At 69.8% G+C, this 18124-nt stretch carries 15 protein-coding genes; 12 read left to right on the top strand and 3 right to left on the bottom strand.

The genetic code is table 11. From position 1 onward, the window contains the following. Positions 1–236 precede the first annotated feature (236 nt). From ACFVU7_RS10315 to ACFVU7_RS10275, 9 genes are all read left to right on the top strand, one after another. On the top strand, positions 237–791 hold the full coding sequence (locus ACFVU7_RS10315; protein ID WP_388044864.1) for a DUF1707 and DUF4190 domain-containing protein: 555 nt from the start codon (positions 237–239) through the stop codon (positions 789–791). 329 nt (positions 792–1120) lie between these two features. Further along, entirely contained in the window at positions 1121–2740 is a 1620-nt protein-coding gene (locus ACFVU7_RS10310; protein WP_074003967.1) for a DUF2142 domain-containing protein, read from the top strand. A 377-nt stretch (positions 2741–3117) separates the two neighbouring features. Continuing rightward, complete coding sequence (gene rpsL / locus ACFVU7_RS10305; RefSeq protein WP_014144289.1) at positions 3118–3489, top strand: 30S ribosomal protein S12; 372 nt, start codon at positions 3118–3120, stop codon at positions 3487–3489. A gap of 2 nt (positions 3490–3491) precedes the next feature. Continuing rightward, positions 3492–3962: a 30S ribosomal protein S7 gene (rpsG, locus tag ACFVU7_RS10300; RefSeq protein ID WP_030055803.1), complete on the top strand. Its 471-nt coding sequence runs from the start codon at positions 3492–3494 to the stop codon at positions 3960–3962. Between the two features lie 39 nt (positions 3963–4001). After that, positions 4002–6107, top strand: a complete 2106-nt coding sequence (gene fusA / locus ACFVU7_RS10295; protein WP_049649030.1) for an elongation factor G — start codon at positions 4002–4004, stop codon at positions 6105–6107. A gap of 200 nt (positions 6108–6307) precedes the next feature. Next, positions 6308–7501: an elongation factor Tu gene (gene tuf / locus ACFVU7_RS10290; protein WP_049649031.1), complete on the top strand. Its 1194-nt coding sequence runs from the start codon at positions 6308–6310 to the stop codon at positions 7499–7501. 287 nt (positions 7502–7788) lie between these two features. Then, entirely contained in the window at positions 7789–8805 is a 1017-nt protein-coding gene (locus ACFVU7_RS10285) for a glycosyltransferase family 2 protein (protein ID WP_074003966.1), read from the top strand. Positions 8806–8899: 94 nt separating this feature from the next. Continuing rightward, positions 8900–11320: a hypothetical protein gene (locus tag ACFVU7_RS10280; protein WP_143204612.1), complete on the top strand. Its 2421-nt coding sequence runs from the start codon at positions 8900–8902 to the stop codon at positions 11318–11320. 27 nt (positions 11321–11347) lie between these two features. After that, complete coding sequence (locus ACFVU7_RS10275; protein ID WP_074003964.1) at positions 11348–11800, top strand: GtrA family protein; 453 nt, start codon at positions 11348–11350, stop codon at positions 11798–11800. 36 nt (positions 11801–11836) lie between these two features. On the opposite strand, the gene ACFVU7_RS10270 is transcribed toward ACFVU7_RS10275, so the two are convergent. The 3 genes from ACFVU7_RS10270 to rfbA all read right to left on the bottom strand — a co-directional run bounded on the left by ACFVU7_RS10270 (position 11837) and on the right by rfbA (position 14732). After that, a complete protein-coding gene (locus ACFVU7_RS10270) occupies positions 11837–13063 on the bottom strand; it encodes an acyltransferase (RefSeq protein WP_074003963.1) in 1227 nt (408 codons plus the stop codon). Between the two features lie 197 nt (positions 13064–13260). Beyond that, positions 13261–13860 (bottom strand): dTDP-4-dehydrorhamnose 3,5-epimerase, encoded by a 600-nt coding sequence (gene rfbC / locus ACFVU7_RS10265; RefSeq protein WP_049649033.1) that lies wholly within the window; start codon positions 13858–13860, stop codon positions 13261–13263. Further along, positions 13857–14732 carry a glucose-1-phosphate thymidylyltransferase RfbA gene (rfbA, locus tag ACFVU7_RS10260; RefSeq protein ID WP_049649034.1) on the bottom strand — a complete coding sequence of 292 codons (876 nt, stop codon included), beginning with the start codon at positions 14730–14732 and terminating at the stop codon, positions 13857–13859. Before rfbA ends, rfbC begins: the two co-directional genes overlap by 4 nt. A gap of 81 nt (positions 14733–14813) precedes the next feature. Here rfbA and rfbB point away from each other — a divergent pair, with 81 nt between their 5' ends. The 3 genes from rfbB to ACFVU7_RS10245 are packed head-to-tail and all read left to right on the top strand — an operon-like array spanning position 14814 to position 18057. Further along, positions 14814–15791, top strand: coding sequence for a dTDP-glucose 4,6-dehydratase (gene rfbB / locus ACFVU7_RS10255; protein ID WP_074003962.1), 978 nt, complete (start codon positions 14814–14816; stop codon positions 15789–15791). Further along, complete coding sequence (rfbD, locus tag ACFVU7_RS10250) at positions 15788–16723, top strand: dTDP-4-dehydrorhamnose reductase (protein WP_074003961.1); 936 nt, start codon at positions 15788–15790, stop codon at positions 16721–16723. The genes rfbB and rfbD overlap by 4 nt, the downstream gene beginning before the upstream one ends. Beyond that, on the top strand, positions 16720–18057 hold the full coding sequence (locus ACFVU7_RS10245) for a lipopolysaccharide biosynthesis protein (RefSeq protein ID WP_181970608.1): 1338 nt from the start codon (positions 16720–16722) through the stop codon (positions 18055–18057). Before rfbD ends, ACFVU7_RS10245 begins: the two co-directional genes overlap by 4 nt. Positions 18058–18124: the final 67 nt, after the last annotated feature.

Here is an 18124-nt window from a genome sequence, read left to right as displayed (position 1 = left end):
GTGGACGTCGTCGTGGTGCGGGTCTCTCCGGGCTCAGCCTGTCATTGCTCGAACAGCCTGTCGCCCGAGTTGAGCATCCCCTGAGCGTGTCCGCCGAACGCGTGAGGAACGCCACGCGAAATCGTCTTCTCGGCGGCTACTGGGCCGATTTGGCAACTACTCAGTTCGGCCGTTCGTCCTGCACTATGAGGGAGCAGTGACGTGCGCGGGGGTACCGCGCTACCGGGAGGTGGCGGATGTCCGTACAACCATGGGGCGAGCCCGGTTCCGGCTATCCGCCCGGCAAGCTGCCGGTGGGTGGCTGGCAGCCGGCGCCCGCGCCCGCGGTGGCGTCGCAGGCCGCGATGCGGGCGGGCCACGCGGACCGGGACCGCACGCTCGACGTGCTCAAGGCCGCGTTCGCCGAGGGGCGGCTCACGGTCCAGGAGTACGAGCAGCGCCACGAGGCGGTGGCCGCCGCGCAGACCTACGGCCAGCTGGCCGTGCTGGTGGCCGACCTGCCCTCGGGGCCGATGACGGCGCCGTCGCCCACCGTGGCCACGCCCGTTCCGGCCACCTTCATGCCGGTCCCGCCGCCGCCCCAGGCCCGCCAGACCAACGTGCTCGCCGTGGTCTCCCTGGTGGCCGGCCTGGTCGGCCTCTCCGCCCCCGCCGTGGTCACCGGCCACATCGCCCGTGCGGAGATCCGCCGCCGCAACATGGACGGCGACTGGGCGGCCGTCCTCGGCCTGGTCATCGGCTACCTGGGCTGCGCGTTCTGGACCTTGATGATCCTCATCGGCCTCGCCTGAGGCCGGCCCGGTCCGGTGGCCCCGCGGCGGCCCGTGTCCGGCCTGCTGGTCGGAGGTCCGGGCGGTACGCTCTGGACCTTGGTGATCCCGCTGGGTACCGTCTGAACCTGTTGGGTACCGTCCCTCGTCGCCGGTGGACCGCACCGGGCCCGCCGGGCTCGGAGACCGCCATCGGGAGGGTGCCATTAGTCCCTCAGGGCTCGGTTCGGTACGGTCTTCTCGTCCATGGCTGACCGTTGCCTGTTACATCTCGTCGATGCGAGCACCCACCACGCCCGGCCATGGTGCCGCACGCCGAGTTCGGACCGACCCCAAAGGCCCATTTCCAGATGATGATCACTGCCGTCAAGAGCATCGCCGAGCGGCTTGCGACCTCGCCCCGGCGGCTGTGGGCGGTCGCGTTCGCGATCCTGTTCGCGCTGAGCGCGTCCTGGTCGCTGGCGACTCCGATCGGCGGTTCGCCGGACGAACCCGCGCACCTCATCCGGGCTGGCGCGGTCGCCCGCGGCCAGGTCAACGGCGAGGAGGTCATGACCCCGCACACGGTCGGCGGGATCAAAAGCTACTGGGCCGAGAGCGGGGTGGTGCTCCCGCGGATCTACGAGGACGTGGCGGAGACCCACTCCTGCTACGCCTTCAAGCCCTGGCAGTCGGCCGACTGCGCACCCGCGCTCAAGCAGCGCTCCGGGACGGCCGAGGTGACCACGTCGGCGGGCCGCTACCACCCGGCGTACTACTTCGCCGTCGGCTGGCCCAGCCTGCTGCTCCCCGGCAAGACGGCCTTCTACCTGATGCGCCTGATCTCGGCCGCGATCTGCGCCGCCCTGGTGGCGAGTGCGGTGGTCTCGGCGGCGGAGTGGCGTCGGCGTTCCCTCGGCATCCTCGGAGTGGTGGCGGCCGCCACCCCGATGTCGCTGTTCATGTTCGGTGTGGTCAACCCGAGCGGCCCGGAGATCGCCGCGGGCATCCTGGTCTGGAGCGCCGCCGTGGCGCTGCTGATGAACCCGGACCCACAGCTCCTGAGCCGCCGCGTCGCCCGGCTCGGCATCGGTGCGACCGTGCTGATCAGCATCCGGCCGTTGGGCGTGATCTGGTGCAGCGGGGCGGTCTTCTTCGCCCTGCTGCTGCTCGGGCGCCGGGACGTGCTGGGTTCGATCCTGCGCCATCGGGCGACCTGGGTCTGGGGCGCTCTGACCGCGGTCTCGGCCGGCGTGGCCCTCGTCTGGTCCTCGACCCACCCGGACCACTCGGTCATCAACGCCCCGAGCGGCTTCACTCCGCTGTCCGCGGCCCGTCAGACCTTCGACAACGGTCTGCTGTACATGAAGCAGATGATCGGCTACTTCGGCTGGCTGGACGCCGAACCCCCGGCCGTGACGCTGCTGCTGTGGTGCGGCGTGGCGGTCCTCCTGTCGCTGCTCGCGCTCTGCTACGCGCGGCTCAGGGACTCCCTGGCCGTCCTGGGGATCCTGGCCGGGATAGTGGTCATACCGCTGGTGGCCCAGGCCATGCAGGCGCAGAAGGTCGGCATGATCTGGCAGGGCCGCTACCTGCTGCCGTTCGCCGTCGGGCTGCCGATCGTGTGCGCCGCGATCTGCCACGAGCGGCTGCCGCAGGGCGGTTTCGCCTGGCGTCGGCTGATGGTGCTCTGCTCCGCCGCGCTGGCCCTGGCCGACTTCGCGGCGTTCGTCTGGGCGCTGCGCCGCATGGCGGTCGGTACCGGCGGGTCGTTCTTCATCAGCCCGGCCCACTGGGCGCCGCCGTTCGTGGGCTGGCAGCCCTGCGTGCTGCTGTACGGGGTGGCCGTGGCGGCGCTGGGGCTGCTCGTCGCCCTGTCGGACCGGAAGGAGACCGACCAGCAGCAGGGCGAGGTGTCGTCGGCCGGGACGTCCGGGGACGGCGCCGACGACGGGAGTGCCCCGCTCGCCGCCGTCCGCGCGGAGGCGTAGGGTTTCGCCGTGCGGGGGGTTCTCGGCCGTGGTATGGGTGCCGCCCTCGTCGTTTCCCGTCCCGTTTCGAGGGCCGGCCCCGCGACCTGCGGCGTTGCATTTGTTTTGACCGAGCCCGATGCGCTAGGTACGCTCTGACCTTGTGCCTGGGGTGTCCCCGGGTCCTTGTGCGTGCATGCACACCGGTCGCCGCGCCGAGCCGGAGCGCTTCCCAGCGTCCCGCGCGTAGAGCGCCGTCGCTGTACAGCAGCCATGGGATTCCGTGTCGTAACAAGCCCAACACACCCGACCGCGTGGGTCGACCACGGGGCCGTGTGTGAGGGGAGACACCGCAGGTTAGTTCCACCAAGCCTTGGCACACAGAAAACGGAGAAACGGTGCCTACGATCCAGCAGCTGGTCCGAAAGGGCCGGCAGGACAAGGTCGAGAAGAACAAGACTCCCGCGCTGAAGGGTTCCCCGCAGCGCCGTGGGGTCTGCACGCGTGTGTACACGACCACCCCGAAGAAGCCGAACTCGGCTCTCCGCAAGGTCGCCCGTGTGCGCCTCACCAGCGGGATCGAGGTCACCGCTTACATCCCGGGCGAGGGCCACAACCTGCAGGAGCACTCCATCGTGCTGGTGCGCGGTGGTCGTGTGAAGGACCTTCCTGGTGTCCGCTACAAGATCATCCGCGGTTCGCTTGACACCCAGGGTGTCAAGAACCGCAAGCAGGCTCGCAGCCGCTACGGCGCCAAGAAGGAGAAGTAAGAATGCCTCGTAAGGGCCCCGCCCCGAAGCGCCCGGTCATCATCGACCCGGTTTACGGCTCCCCGGTCGTCACCCAGCTGGTCAACAAGATCCTGCTGCACGGCAAGCGTTCCACCGCTGAGCGGATCGTCTACGGCGCCCTCGAGGGCGTCCGTGAGAAGACCGGCTCGGACCCCGTCGTGACGCTGAAGCGCGCGCTGGAGAACGTCAAGCCGGCCCTCGAGGTCAAGTCCCGCCGTGTCGGTGGCGCGACCTACCAGGTTCCGGTCGAGGTCCGTCCGGGCCGCGCCAGCACCCTGGCGCTGCGCTGGATGGTCGGGTACTCCCGCGCCCGTCGCGAGAAGACCATGACCGAGCGCCTGATGAACGAGATCCTCGACGCCAGCAACGGCCTGGGCGCTTCCGTGAAGCGTCGCGAGGACACCCACAAGATGGCCGAGTCCAACAAGGCCTTCGCGCACTACCGCTGGTAGTCCGTACCCCGTCACTAGACAGAGAGAGAACGAGCCACAATGGCTGCAACCTCCCTTGACCTCGCCAAGGTCCGCAACATCGGGATCATGGCGCACATCGACGCGGGCAAGACCACCACCACCGAGCGGATCCTGTTCTACACCGGTGTGTCGTACAAGATCGGTGAGGTCCACGATGGCGCTGCCACCATGGACTGGATGGAGCAGGAGCAGGAGCGCGGCATCACGATCACGTCGGCCGCGACGACCTGTCACTGGACGGTCGACGACGCCGACCACACCATCAACATCATCGACACCCCGGGTCACGTCGACTTCACCGTCGAGGTGGAGCGTTCGCTGCGCGTCCTCGACGGTGCCGTGACGGTGTTCGACGGTGTCGCCGGTGTCGAGCCCCAGTCCGAGACCGTGTGGCGGCAGGCTGACCGCTACGGCGTCCCGCGCATCTGCTTCATCAACAAGCTGGACCGCACGGGCGCGAACTTCTTCTTCTGCGTCAAGACCATCGTGGACCGCCTCGGCGCCACCCCGCTGGTCATGCAGCTCCCGATCGGTGCCGAGTCGGACTTCCAGGGCGTTGTCGACCTGGTCCGCATGAAGGCGCTGGTCTGGTCCGCCGAGGCCGCCAAGGGCGAGATGTACGACATCGTCGACATCCCGGCCGAGCTGCAGGAGCAGGCCGACGAGTACCGCGAGGCGCTCATCGACACGGTCTCGAACGTCAGCGACGAGATCATGGAGCTCGCCCTCGAGGGCGAGGAGATCCCGGTCGAGCTGCTGCAGGCCGCGATCCGCAAGGGCACCCTGAACTCGGACTTCACCCCGATCTTCTGCGGTACCGCCTTCAAGAACAAGGGCGTTCAGCCCCTGCTCGACGCGGTCGTCAAGTACCTGCCGTCCCCGCTGGACATCGAGTCCATCGAGGGCACCAAGCCGGGCGACGACAGCGTCAAGATCTCCCGCAAGGCCTCGGACGACGAGCCGCTCGCCGCGCTCGCGTTCAAGATCATGTCGGACCCGCACCTCGGCAAGCTCACCTTCGTCCGGGTCTACTCGGGCCGCCTGGAGTCCGGCACCTCGGTGCTGAACGCCGTCAAGGGCAAGAAGGAGCGCATCGGCAAGATCTACCGCATGCACGCGAACAAGCGTGAGGAGATCGACTCGGTGGGCGCCGGCGACATCATCGCCGTCATGGGCCTGAAGCAGACCACCACCGGTGAGACGCTGTCCGACGAGAAGAACCCGGTCATCCTGGAGTCCATGGACTTCCCGGCCCCGGTCATCCGCGTCGCGATCGAGCCCAAGTCCAAGGGTGACCAGGAGAAGCTGGGTGTTGCCATCCAGCGTCTCGCCGAGGAGGACCCGTCCTTCCAGGTCAACACGGACGAGGAGACCGGCCAGACCATCATCGCGGGTATGGGCGAGCTGCACCTCGAGGTGCTGGTCGACCGTATGCGCCGTGAGTTCAAGGTCGAGGCCAACGTCGGCAAGCCGCAGGTCGCGTACCGCGAGACCATCCGCCAGGCGGTCGAGCGCATCGACTACACCCACAAGAAGCAGACCGGTGGTTCCGGTCAGTTCGCCAAGGTGCAGATCGCGATCGAGCCGCTCGAGCAGGCCGAGGGCTACGAGTTCGTCAACAAGGTCACCGGTGGCCGCGTTCCGCGGGAGTACATCCCCTCGGTCGACGCCGGTTGCCAGGAGGCCATGGAGTTCGGCATCCTCGCCGGCTACCCGCTGCAGGGTGTCCGCGTGAGCCTGCTGGACGGCCAGTCGCACGACGTCGACTCCTCCGAGCTCGCGTTCAAGATCGCCGGTTCGATGGCCTTCAAGGAAGGCGCGAGGAAGGCCAAGCCGGTCCTCCTCGAGCCGATGATGGCCGTCGAGGTCACCACGCCCGAGGACTACATGGGCGACGTGATCGGCGACATCAACTCTCGCCGTGGCCAGATCCGGTCCATGGACGAGCGTCACGGTGCCCGCGTCGTCACGGCGCTGGTGCCCCTCTCCGAGATGTTCGGCTACGTCGGTGACCTGCGCAGCAAGACCTCTGGTCGCGCGAGCTACTCGATGCAGTTCGACTCGTACGCCGAGGTTCCGAAGAACGTGGCGGACGACATCATCGCCAAGGCCAAGGGCGAGTGACGTCCCGATAATCGGGACGATTACGAAGCCTTAGGCTATTCGGAGGCGTCTCGGGAGGATCCGGTCGGATCCTCCCGGGAGCCTCCGGCCCCCCCACCAGCGGGACGGCACGGGATGTCCTCCGGGCAACCCGCACCAAAACCGATCAAAGACCAACTGGCGTCAGCACGGCGTACAGGAACTGTCCTCAGGAGGACTCAGTGGCGAAGGCGAAGTTCGAGCGGACGAAGCCCCACGTCAACATCGGCACCATCGGTCACATCGACCACGGCAAGACCACGCTGACCGCGGCCATCACCAAGGTGCTGCACGACGCGTACCCGGACCTGAACCCCTTCACGCCGTTCGACCAGATCGACAAGGCCCCGGAGGAGCGTCAGCGCGGTATCACCATCTCGATCGCGCACGTCGAGTACCAGACCGAGGACCGTCACTACGCGCACGTTGACTGCCCGGGTCACGCCGACTACATCAAGAACATGATCACCGGTGCCGCCCAGATGGACGGCGCCATCCTGGTGGTCGCCGCCACCGACGGCCCGATGCCGCAGACCAAGGAGCACGTCCTCCTGGCCCGCCAGGTCGGCGTTCCGTACATCGTTGTCGCCCTGAACAAGGCCGACATGGTGGACGACGAGGAGATCCTGGAGCTCGTCGAGCTCGAGGTCCGTGAGCTGCTCTCCGAGTACGAGTTCCCGGGCGACGACCTGCCGGTCGTCCGCGTCTCCGCGCTGAAGGCCCTCGAGGGCGACGCCGAGTGGGGCCAGAAGCTCCTCGGCCTGATGAAGGCTGTCGACGAGAGCATCCCGACCCCGGCCCGCGCCGTGGACCAGCCGTTCCTGATGCCGATCGAGGACGTCTTCACGATCACCGGTCGTGGCACCGTCGTCACCGGTCGCATCGAGCGCGGCATCCTCAAGGTCAACGAGACTGTCGACATCATCGGCATCAAGGAGACCAAGACCACCACCACGGTCACCGGCATCGAGATGTTCCGCAAGCTGCTCGACGAGGGCCAGGCCGGTGAGAACGTCGGTCTGCTGCTCCGTGGCATCAAGCGCGAGGACGTCGAGCGCGGCCAGGTCATCATCAAGCCGGGTTCGGTCACGCCGCACACCGACTTCGAGGCCCAGTCGTACATCCTGTCGAAGGACGAGGGTGGCCGTCACACCCCCTTCTTCAACAACTACCGCCCGCAGTTCTACTTCCGTACCACGGACGTGACCGGCGTCGTGACCCTCCCCGAGGGCACCGAGATGGTCATGCCGGGCGACAACACCGCCATGACGGTCGCGCTGATCCAGCCGATCGCCATGGAGGAGGGCCTGAAGTTCGCCATCCGTGAGGGTGGCCGCACCGTCGGCGCCGGCCAGGTCACCAAGATCATCAAGTAATTGACGATCTGACCTGCCTGCCTCGTACAGGCTCGTCCGAAGGGCCCCGCGCACCCCGGGTGCGCGGGGCCCTTCGGCGTGTCGGGATATCGAATCGACGGCGATCAGGTAACAGGTCCGTTGAGAGTGCCCTTGGAATGGACTGCTATCCTGCCGCTCATTGGCTCTCCCCCGCCGGCGTCCGCGATGCTCCGGGTGCGGAGGGGGAAGGATTCCGGCCGGTGGGTCGACCCGGCGGTCCATGCCGCCCAACCGCTTTCGGATCACATGGGGACAGGCGAAGAAGGATGCTCAACGCAGTGGAGCAGGGAGTCGGGCGGACCGGGGAACCGGCGCCGCTGTTGTCGGTCGTCATGCCGATCTACAACGAGCAGGAGGCGCTGCCGCTGACCGTGCGGCGCCTGCGCCCGATCCTCGACGGCCTGGGAATCACGTATGAAGTGGTCGGCATCGACGACGGGAGCACGGACGCCACTCCGGCGCTGATGCAGAAGATCCACCAGGACTGGCCGGAGTTCCGGATCGTCCGCTTCGCCCGCAACTCCGGGCACCAGGCCGCGCTCACCGCCGGCATCCACCGTGCCTTCGGCGACTACGTCGTCTCCATCGACGCCGATCTCCAGGACCCGCCGGAGAAGATCCCCGAGATGCTCTCGCTCGCGCGGGAGCGGGACCTCGACATCGTCTACGGCGTGCGCGGCGACCGCGGCACCGACACGATCTTCAAGCGCCGCACCGCCGGCGCCTACTACTGGCTGATGCGCAAGCTCGTCGGCAAGAAGATGCCCAACCAGGCCGGTGACTTCCGGCTGCTCAGCCGCGCGGCGGTGGACGCTCTCAAGGCGATGCCCGAGCACCAGCCGGTCTACCGGCTGCTGGTGCCGTGGCTCGGCTTCCCGAGTGGCGAGGTCGTCTACGTGCGCGAGGAGCGGGTCGCCGGCTCGACCCACTACCCGCTGTCCAAGATGGTCCGCCTCGCCGTCGACAGCGTCACCAACTTCTCCGCGAGCCCGCTGCGGCTCGCCACCTGGCTCGGCCTGCTGAGCTTCGTGCTCTGCTTCGCCCTCGGCGTCTACACCGTGGTCGCGTACGCGCTCGACAAGACCGTCCCCGGCTGGTCCTCGCTGTTCATCGGCATGCTGTTCCTCGGCGCCGTGCAGCTCTTCTGCATGGGCCTCCTGGGCGAGTACGTCGGCCGCATCTACTCGGCGGCACAGGCCAGGCCGGCCTACTTCGTCGGCTATGACTCGGCGGAGGGGACCGACCCCGCGACAGCTCGTCGCAGCGCCTCCTACACGGGCTGACCGGAGTCGTTCCGACGCCGGTCGACGGACCGCCGCCGGCCTCCACCGGGCTGCCGTGCTGCGAGCTGTGAGCTCGGACGAGAGAACGGACACCATGCATACGAACAGCACCGCGACCGGAGCAGTGCCGGCCACCGGAGGACGCCCGGGTATTCCGGCGCCGTCCGGCGGGCGGCCCGGCGGCACGGCGGACGGGAGAACCGGGGCCCACGCCCTCTGGCGGTTCCTCCCTGCGGTCTGCGCGTACCTGCTCCTGGTGGGGCTGCTGTTGGCCGCGGACACCAGGGTCGGTGACATCGCCCGGTACACCTTCTACGCGGGCTGGGGCGTGGTGCTTCCGGGCACCCTGGTCTTCCGGGCCCTGCGCAGGCGTCCGCACACCCTGCTGGAGGACCTCGTCTTCGGCGCGGTGACCGGGCTGGTGCTGGAGCTGGCGGCGTGGGCGGTCCTCGTCCGCGCGGGCCTCCAGTCGGTGGCCGTCGGGTGGCCGCTCGCCGTGGTCGTCCCGTTCCTGCTCGTCCCGCGCCTGCGCCGGCACTGGCGCCCCAGCGGGTACCGGCGGCTGTCCCTCGGCTGTTCCTGGTCGATGGCCGGGCTGGTGGGCCTGACCAGCCTGTACTACTACCTGGTCTTCCTGTCGAAGTTCCCGGTCCTGGCGACGGACGAGAAGTCACGGCTGTTCGGCGACATGCCGTACATGCTGTCGCTGGCGGCCAACGCCAAGCAGCACGTGCCGCTGACCTTGCCGCAGGTGGCGGGGGAGCCGCTCCACTACCACTGGTTCACGTTCGCGCACATGGCGATGACCGACATGGTCGGCCACATCGACCTGCCGGTGGTCGAGACCAGGCTGCTCGTCCCCGCGTTCGCCGCGCTCGGTGCGCTGATCACGGCGGTGGTGGCCCAGCGGATCACCGGTCGGGCGTGGGCCGGCCCGCTCGCCGCGCTGCTGCTCTTCGCGGTCGGCGAGTTCACCGCGGTCTACCCGAACACCGTGATGAGCTGGACCTTCGGTGCGCCGGCCGTCCGGTTGATGTCCTGGTCGAGCATGTCGCTGACGTACAGTCAGCCGCTGCTGATCGCGCTGATCGGCGTGGTCGCCGACGGGCTCCGCAGGGTCGGCGGCCCGGGCGACGCCGACGGGCCGCCCCGGGCACCGGAGTTCGGGTGGGGAGTCTTCGTCCTGGCGGCGATGTTCGCGACCGCCTCCAGTGCGGCCAAGGCGAGCACCCTCCCGGTGGCACTCGCGGGTCTGGCTGTCGCCGGCCTGGCGGTCCTGATCAGGACCCGGCGCATCCCCTGGAGGGTTGTCGGGCTGGGCGCGGCCATCGCGGGCGCCCAGCTCTTCGCGACGGCGGTGATCTTCGACTTCGAGAGCTACGGCCTGGAGGTCATCCCCTTCGGCAACATCCAGAAGTACTGGGCCGAACCCGTGGAGGGCCGGCCGGTGCTGCTGCAGAGCGGTCTGGTCGCGGCCGTCCTGATCGCCTTCTTCCTGAACCACCAGATCAAGCTCCTCGGCGCGGTGCCGCTGCTGTGGCGGCGCCGCCTCCGGCTCGACGCGGTGCAGTGGTTCCTGCTCGGCGCGGTGGTCGCCGGACCGGCGGCCTACCTGGTGGTCAACGGTTACAACGCCAGCTACTTCACCATCTCCGCGATGCCCTTCGGGGCGGTGCTGTCCGCCTGGGGGTACTGCGAGGCCTTCGAACGGGCCACGCTGCCCAAGGCAGCGAAGGCCGCCCTGGCCGTCGGCGCGGTGGCCCTGACCGGACTGTTCACCTGGCTCTCGTACCGGTTCTCGGCGGACTGGGAGACCTTCCTGCGCGAGCACACCGGGGACGGCACCGGCACCGAGCCGTACACGCCGCTGCTGCCGGCGCTGAGCGTGGCGGCCGCGTTCGCGGTGCTGGCGGTCCTCCTGGGGCTGCTCTGGCGCCTGCTCTCCAGGGCGGCGGGCGGTCTGCGGCGCCGGGGCGGGGTCGTCCTGCTCACCGCCGGACTGACGCTCGGCACCCCGGGCCTCGCCCTCGATGCCATTCAGGCCCACGAGACCCTGTGGGACGGCAGCTGGGTGATGCCGGCGAGCCAGGTGAACGCCGCGCGCTGGATCCGCTCGCACAGCGCGCCCTCGGACATCCTGGCGACGAACAGCCACTGCTGGCAGTACGAGGACTACGCGGACGGCCTGCCGTGCGCCAACTACCGTTCGCACTGGCTCAGCGGCTACTCGGAGCGCTCGGTCCTCATCGAGGGCTGGGCGTACGCGCCGAGGCTGATGGCCAGCGCGAACGGGGCGTCGGCCTCCGGCTCGCCGTTCTGGGACACCGAGCTGTTCCAGCTCAACGAGGCCGCGTTCTACGCGCCGACGCCGGACGTCCTGAACCGGCTGCACCGCGATCACAAGGTCCGCTACCTCGTGGTCCAGCGGAAGGCCGGCGCCGAGTCACCGCAGCTCAAGGACCTCGCCAAGCCGGTGTTCGACAACGGCCGGGTGGCCGTCTACGAGCTCTCCTGACCCGACGAACGAAGCAGTGGGCAATCCATGGTCTCCACCGACAACGCGCCGGCACCGGCCCCCGACGGCCGGGCGGCCGCGACGGCCGGCACCGCCAAGCGGCAGCTGCCGTCGTTCCTGGTCATCGGCGTGCTCAGCACGCTCTTCTACCTGGGCCTGTACGTGGTGGCCCGCCAGGTCGTCGACCAGCAGGCGGCGAACCTGATCGCCCTGGCGGTGAGCGCGGTCGCCAACACCGCGGCCAACCGGCGCTTCACCTTCGGCATCACCGGCTCGGAGGGCGCGGTGCGCCACCAGCTCCAGGGCGCCGTCGCCTTCCTGATCGGCCTGGGCCTGAGCAGCGGCGCACTCGCGCTGCTGGCCCTGCTCGCGCCGCACGCCTCGCGGGTGGTCGAGGTCGCGGGCCTGGTCGTGGCCAACGGCCTCGCGACGGTGGCCCGGTTCGTCCTCCTCAAGGTGTGGGTCTTCAGGACCCGCTGAGGGCGAACCGGGCCACCGGGGCCTGGCGTCGTGCGGTCAGGGCGCGGGGACCGCAGACCTGGCGGGTTCCCCGGCCTGCTCGGCCGACACCGGGACGACGACCGTGCGGGCCCGGCGTTCGGCCAGCGCGCGCACCGGCCGCGGCGTCCAGTCCTTCGCCTTCAACGCGGGCTTCTCGACCAGGTACCAGGAGAGCGCGGCGAGGACGACCGTCCCGCCGAGGGACAGCGGGAGGTAGACCTTCATGCCGTGGGTGTTGCCCCCGAGCGCGGCGACGGCCTGCTCGACGGTGAAGCCGTACACGTAGATGCCGTACGAGAAGTCCCGCTTGACGCCGATCCGTTGGAACGGCCGGGGCAGCCGGACCGCCAGCCAGAAGAGCAGGTACGCGAAGGCCGGGTAGCCGAACGCGAACAGCCCGCCGTAGCGCAGGCTGGCGACGAGCACGACGACCGACAGCAGCGCGAGCCCGGCGTTGATCGGGATCCGCTCCTTGTACAGCTGCACCGTGGCGCCGAGCAGGAAGACGAACGCCAGGTAGACGAAGTACTGGGTGTAGACCTGGCCGAAGACCGGCACGTGGATGTAGAAGCCCATGCTGTGCGGGTTGTTGACGAAGCCGGGAGTCGTCCGCCAGTCCTCGAAGATCAGGATCCAGCCGACCAGGGTCAGCAGCGGCACCGTCTTCTTCGCGCGCAGCAGCACGCCGCCGGCGGCCAGCAGGCCCATCATGACGTAGCAGAGCATCTCGTAGTCGAGCGACCAGAGGGAGCCGTTGATCCCGGGGTCGTGGTTGGTGCCGGCCTTCATGCCGTCGTCGATCACGTTCGAGATGTCGAACCCGGTGGAGAGCGAGGCGTTCCAGGCACCCGCCAGGTAGTTCAGCGGCCCGTGCGGGTGTGACCAGTAGCCGGTGAGCGAGTGGTGGGTCCGGTAGTACAGGGCGGGCGCCACCAGCAGGACGCAGACCAGGAGCGAGGCCCAGAGCCCGGGCAGGATGCGCAGGGCGCGGTGCCAGGAGTACCGGCCGATCGTGCTGCGCAGGGCGCTGCCGGTGATCATGAACCCGGAGAGCGCGAAGAAGCCGACCACCGCGAGCCGGCCGAGGTCTATCTGGCCACCGCTGAAGTGGGAGAGCGGAGCGGGCCGGCCGAATCCGAGCGGGTAGGCGTGGGAGTAGACGACGAGCACCGCCAGGGCCGTGCGGATCGCGCCGAAGCTGTTCTGGCGGCCGGACAGGCTGCCTCCTCCACCCCCTCCCATCAGCCACGCGAAGCGTCGGGTGCCGACGCCCCCGCGTATGCCGTGTGAGGGTCCCGCTTGGTGGGTCATGGTCGTCCGATCCGGCCGGCTGGGGAGCGGCCTGGGAAGGGGCCTGGGAGGGGGCAGGAGGGGCAGGAGGGATGACTGAGGGGACGTGAGCGCTCGCGCGCGCGTCCCCTCAGCCGGACCGGCAGTCGCTACTGCTGCTTCAGCGAGTCCGTGTAGGCCTTGCAGGCCTGGTAGTCCGGCAGCAGGCCGGTGGCGAGCGCCTCCGCGAGGGTGGGCGCGACCGCGTCACGGGCGGAGAGCTGCGGGGCGTCGGTCGGCCACTCGATGCCGAGGTCCGGGTCCAGCGGGTGCACGCCGTGCTCGCCGGTCGGGTTGTACGTCGCCGAGCAGAGGTAGGTCAGCGTGGCGTCGTCGCTCAGGGCGCAGAAGCCGTGGCCGAGGCCCTCCGGGATGTAGACGGCCGTGCGCTCGGTGTCGTCCAGCCGGACGAACTCCCACTTGCCGAAGGACGGCGAGCCGACCCGCAGGTCGACGATGACGTCCAGCACCGCGCCGCGGGTGCAGGCCACGTACTTGGCCTGGCCGGGCGGGACGTCGGCGAAGTGGATGCCGCGGACGACGTCCTTGGCGGACAGCGACAGGTTGGCCTGGGCCAGGTCCAGCGGGTGGCCGACGACCTCGGCGAGGAGGTCGAAGCGGTACCACTCGGTGAAGTGGCCACGGGCGTCGCCGTGCACCTGCGGGGTGATCTCGAAGGCGCCCTCGATGGAGAGCTCGCGGAACTTCACTTGGCGGCCGCCTCGTCGAGCAGGTCCACCAGGTACTGGCCGTAGCCGCTCTTCAGCAGCGGCTCGGCGAGCTCGCGCAGCTGGGCGTCGTCGATCAGCCCGGCCCGCCAGACGGCCTCCTCGATGCAGCCGATCTTGAAGCCCTGGCGCTCCTCGATGACCCGGACGAACTCCGAGGCCTGGACCATCGACACGAACGTGCCGGTGTCCAGCCAGGCGGTGCCACGGTCGAGGGTCGTCACGTGCAGGTCGCCGGTGCGCAGGTAGGCGTCGTTGACGGCGGTGATCTCCAGCTCGCCGCGGGCGCTCGGCTCCAGGGTGCGGGCGATCTCGACGACCCGGTTGTCGTAGAAGTACAGGCCGGGGACGGCGTAGCGGGACTTGGGCTCGGTCGGCTTCTCCTCGATGGAGATGACCTGGCCGCTCTCGTCGAACTCGACCACGCCGTACGCGGTCGGGTCGGCCACGGGGTAGGCGAAGACCCGGCCGCCCTTGATGTCGGAGTGCTCGGTGAGCGAGGTGCCCAGGCCGGTGCCGTGGAAGATGTTGTCGCCGAGGATCAGGGCCACCGGCTCGTCGCCGATGAAGTCCGCGCCGAGCACGAAGGCCTGGGCGATGCCCTCGGGCTTCTCCTGGACGGCGTACTGGAGCTTCAGGCCGAACTGGGAACCGTCGCCCAGCAGCCGTTCGAACTGGTCCCGGTCGTTCGGGGTGGTGATGATCAGGATCTCGCTTATCCCGGCCATCACGAGGGTCGAGAGGGGGTAGTAGATCATCGGCTTGTCGAAGACCGGGAGGAGCTGCTTCGACACCGCACGGGTCAGGGGCCACAGCCGCGAGCCGGTGCCGCCGGCCAGGAGGATTCCACGCATGGGAGCACCCTATTCGAGATCGCCCGACGCGGGAGGGGCCGGGTCGGGAGGGTGTTCGGGCGGCGGTAGACTACGCGCATTATGCGCATCCTCGTGACCGGCGGCGCCGGGTTCATCGGTTCGGAGTTCGTCCGTCAGCTCCTCGGGGCTGACGAGAACGCCCGGATCACGGTCTTTGACAAGCTCACCTACTCGGGCGTCCTGGAGAACCTCGCCCCGGTGGCCGACCACAAGGGCTACACCTTCGTCCAGGGCGACATCTGCGACACGGACGCCGTCGACCAGGTCATGCCGGGCCACGACGTGGTGGTGCACTTCGCCGCCGAGTCCCACGTGGACCGCTCGATCGCCGGTGCGGGCCCGTTCGTGCTGACCAACGTCGTCGGCACCCAGGTCCTGCTCGACGCCGCGCGCAAGCACGGCGTCGGCCGCTTCGTGCACATCTCCACCGACGAGGTGTACGGCTCGATCAGCGAGGGCTCCTGGACCGAGACCTGGCCGCTGGAGCCGAACTCCCCGTACTCGGCCTCCAAGGCCTCCTCCGACCTGCTGGCGCTGGCGTACCACCGCACCCACGGCATGGACGTCGTGGTGACCCGCTGCTCCAACAACTACGGGCACTACCAGTTCCCGGAGAAGGTCATCCCGCTGTTCACCACCAACCTGATCGACGGCAAGAAGGTGCCGCTGTACGGCGACGGTGGCAACGTCCGCGACTGGCTGCACGTCTCCGACCACTGCCGGGGCATCGAGCTGGTCATGCGCGGCGGCCGCGCGGGTGAGGTCTACAACATCGGCGGCGGCACCGAGGCCACCAACAAGGAGCTGACCGGCCTGCTGCTGGAGGCCGCCGGCGCGGGTTGGGACATGGTCGAGCACGTCGAGGACCGCAAGGGCCACGACCTCCGCTACTCGATCGACATCAGCAAGATCCGTGAGGAGCTCGGCTACGAGCCGCAGGTCCGCTTCGAGGACGGCCTCGCCGCGACCATCGCGTGGTACCGCGAGAACCGCGCCTGGTGGGAGCCGCTGAAGCAGAAGGCGGCCCTGGCCAAGTGACCGCGAACGCCGCCGCGCCCGTGCGCTGGCTGGTCACCGGCGCGGCCGGGATGCTCGGGCAGGACCTGCTCTCGGTGCTGGGCGCCGACGGGACCGCCGAGATCACCGCGCTGCGCCGGGCGGACCTCGACATCACCGACCCGGCGGCCGTCCAGGCCGCCGTCGAGGGCCACGACATCGTGGTCAACTGCGCCGCGTGGACGAACGTCGACGCCGCGGAGGCCGAGGAGGACGCCGCCACCGCCGTCAACGGCACCGGTGTGCGCCACCTGGCCGAGGCCTGCGCCAAGAGCGGCGCGCGGCTGCTGCACGTCTCCACCGACTACGTCCTGCCGGGCGACGCCACCGAGCCCTGCCCGGAGGACGCCCCGACCGCGCCGGTGAACGCGTACGGCCGCGGCAAGCTGGTGGGGGAGCGGGCGGTCGCCGAACTGCTCCCCGAGCACGGCTACGTCGTGCGCACCGCCTGGCTGTACGGCGAGCACGGCCCGAACTTCGTGGCCACCATGCTCAAGCTCGCCGCCCAGCGCGACACCCTGGACGTGGTGGACGACCAGCACGGCCAGCCGACCTGGTCGTACGCGCTGGCCGGCCGCCTGGTCGAGCTCGGCCGGGCCGCGCTCGCCGGGCAGGCCCCGGCCGGGGTCTACCACGGCACCGCGAGCGGCCGGACCACCTGGTGCGGACTGGCCCGCGAGACCTACGCGCTGAGCGGGCTGGACCCGGAGCGGATCCGCCCGACCACGTCGGAGGCCTTCGTCCGCCCGGCCGCCCGCCCCGCCTTCAGCGTGCTGGCCCACGACCGCTGGGCCGCCGCCGGGCTGGCGCCGCTGCCCGAGTGGCGGACCATGCTGGCCGAGGCCCTGGCCACGCCCGTCTTCGCCGAACTGGCCGCCACGGCCCGGACCACGGAGAGCGACAGACCTCAGTGAAGAACGCACTGACGAAGGTGGCTGCCGCGCTACCGCCGGGAACCCTGGCGGTGGCCGGCGGCACCGTCGTACTGGGTGCCGCCTCCTACATCCACCTCGGAGTGGCGGGCCACAGCCTGTCGGTCGACGACATGGCGAACGTCTCGCTGCTGTGGACGATCGTGATGTCGGTCGGCATCGGCGTCTTCTTCCCGATCGAGCAGGAGCTCACCCGGATCGTCTCGGCGCGCGCGGCGCTCGGCCACGGCGCCGCGCCGGTGCTGCGCCGGGCGACCCTGCTCACCGGCGGGATCCTCGCGGCGACCCTGGTCGCCCTCGGCGCCGCCTCCGGCCCGATCGCCCGGTCGATGTTCCACGGCGACCGCTCGCTGGTGCTGGCGCTCGGCGGGGCCTTCACCGGCATGGCCGTCTGCTACCTCACCCGCGGCGTGCTGGCCGGCCTCGGCCGCTTCGGCGCGTACGGCACCCAGCTCGGCCTGGACGGCGGCCTGCGGATCGGCCTGGCCTTCGCCTTCGCCGTGGCCGGTGTGCACTCGGCGCTCGCGTTCAGCCTGATCCTGGCCGTCGCGCCGATCATCGCCACGATCGTCACGCTGCCGCCGCTGCTGCGCGCGGTGAAGCCCGGCGAGCAGGTCGGCTGGTCCGAACTCTGCTCCGGGCTCGGCCTGCTGATCTGCTCGACGCTGCTCTCCCAGGTCGTGGTGAACGCGGCCGTGGTGAGCACCAAGCTGCTCGCGCCCTCCGACTCCGCGCTGATCGCCGCCCTGCTCAACGCGCTGGTGCTGGCCCGGGTGCCGCTGTTCGTCTTCGGCTCGCTCCAGGCCTCGCTGCTGAACGGCCTCTCCGCCGCGATCGCGGTCGGGGACCGGGCCGCCTTCACCGGGATGCTCAAGAAGATCGGCGCCGTGGTCGGCGGACTCGGCGTGCTCGGCGGCATCCCGGCGGTCGCCCTCGGCCCCTGGCTGATCCAGGTGCTGTTCGGCGCAAAGCCGGTGCTCGGCTGCCTCGACTTCTTCTGGATGTCCGCCGGAACCGTGGCGTACATGTTCGCGATGGTGCTCGGCCAGGCGCTGATGGTATTCAAGCGGCACAACCTTCAGCTGCTCTGCTGGGCGGTCGGCACGGCGGTCCTCGCCGCGATCACCTTCATGCCGGGCGACGTGTCCACCCGCGTGGTCGTTGCGTACACGGCGGGTTCCGTGGCCACCGTCCTCGGTATGCTGGCGGTCCTGAGGCAGAGTTTCGCCCGTTCGGCGACGAACTCCGCCGGCCTCGTCCAGCAGTCGGGGGACCCGAACGCCGCGGTGTTGAGCAGCCGGACGGCCGGTGACTGACCGTGTCCGCCCCTCATCTTCAGATCGCCGCGCAGCAGCGCGGGCCAGACCCCATTCATGGAGCCTC

Origin of the sequence: Kitasatospora sp. NPDC058046 (assembly GCF_042885595.1) — a bacterium.
In the GTDB taxonomy this organism is placed as follows: Bacteria; Actinomycetota; Actinomycetes; order Streptomycetales; family Streptomycetaceae; genus Kitasatospora.
Note: the sequence above shows the minus strand (reverse complement) of the source record. Positions and strands in the feature narration are given on the sequence as shown.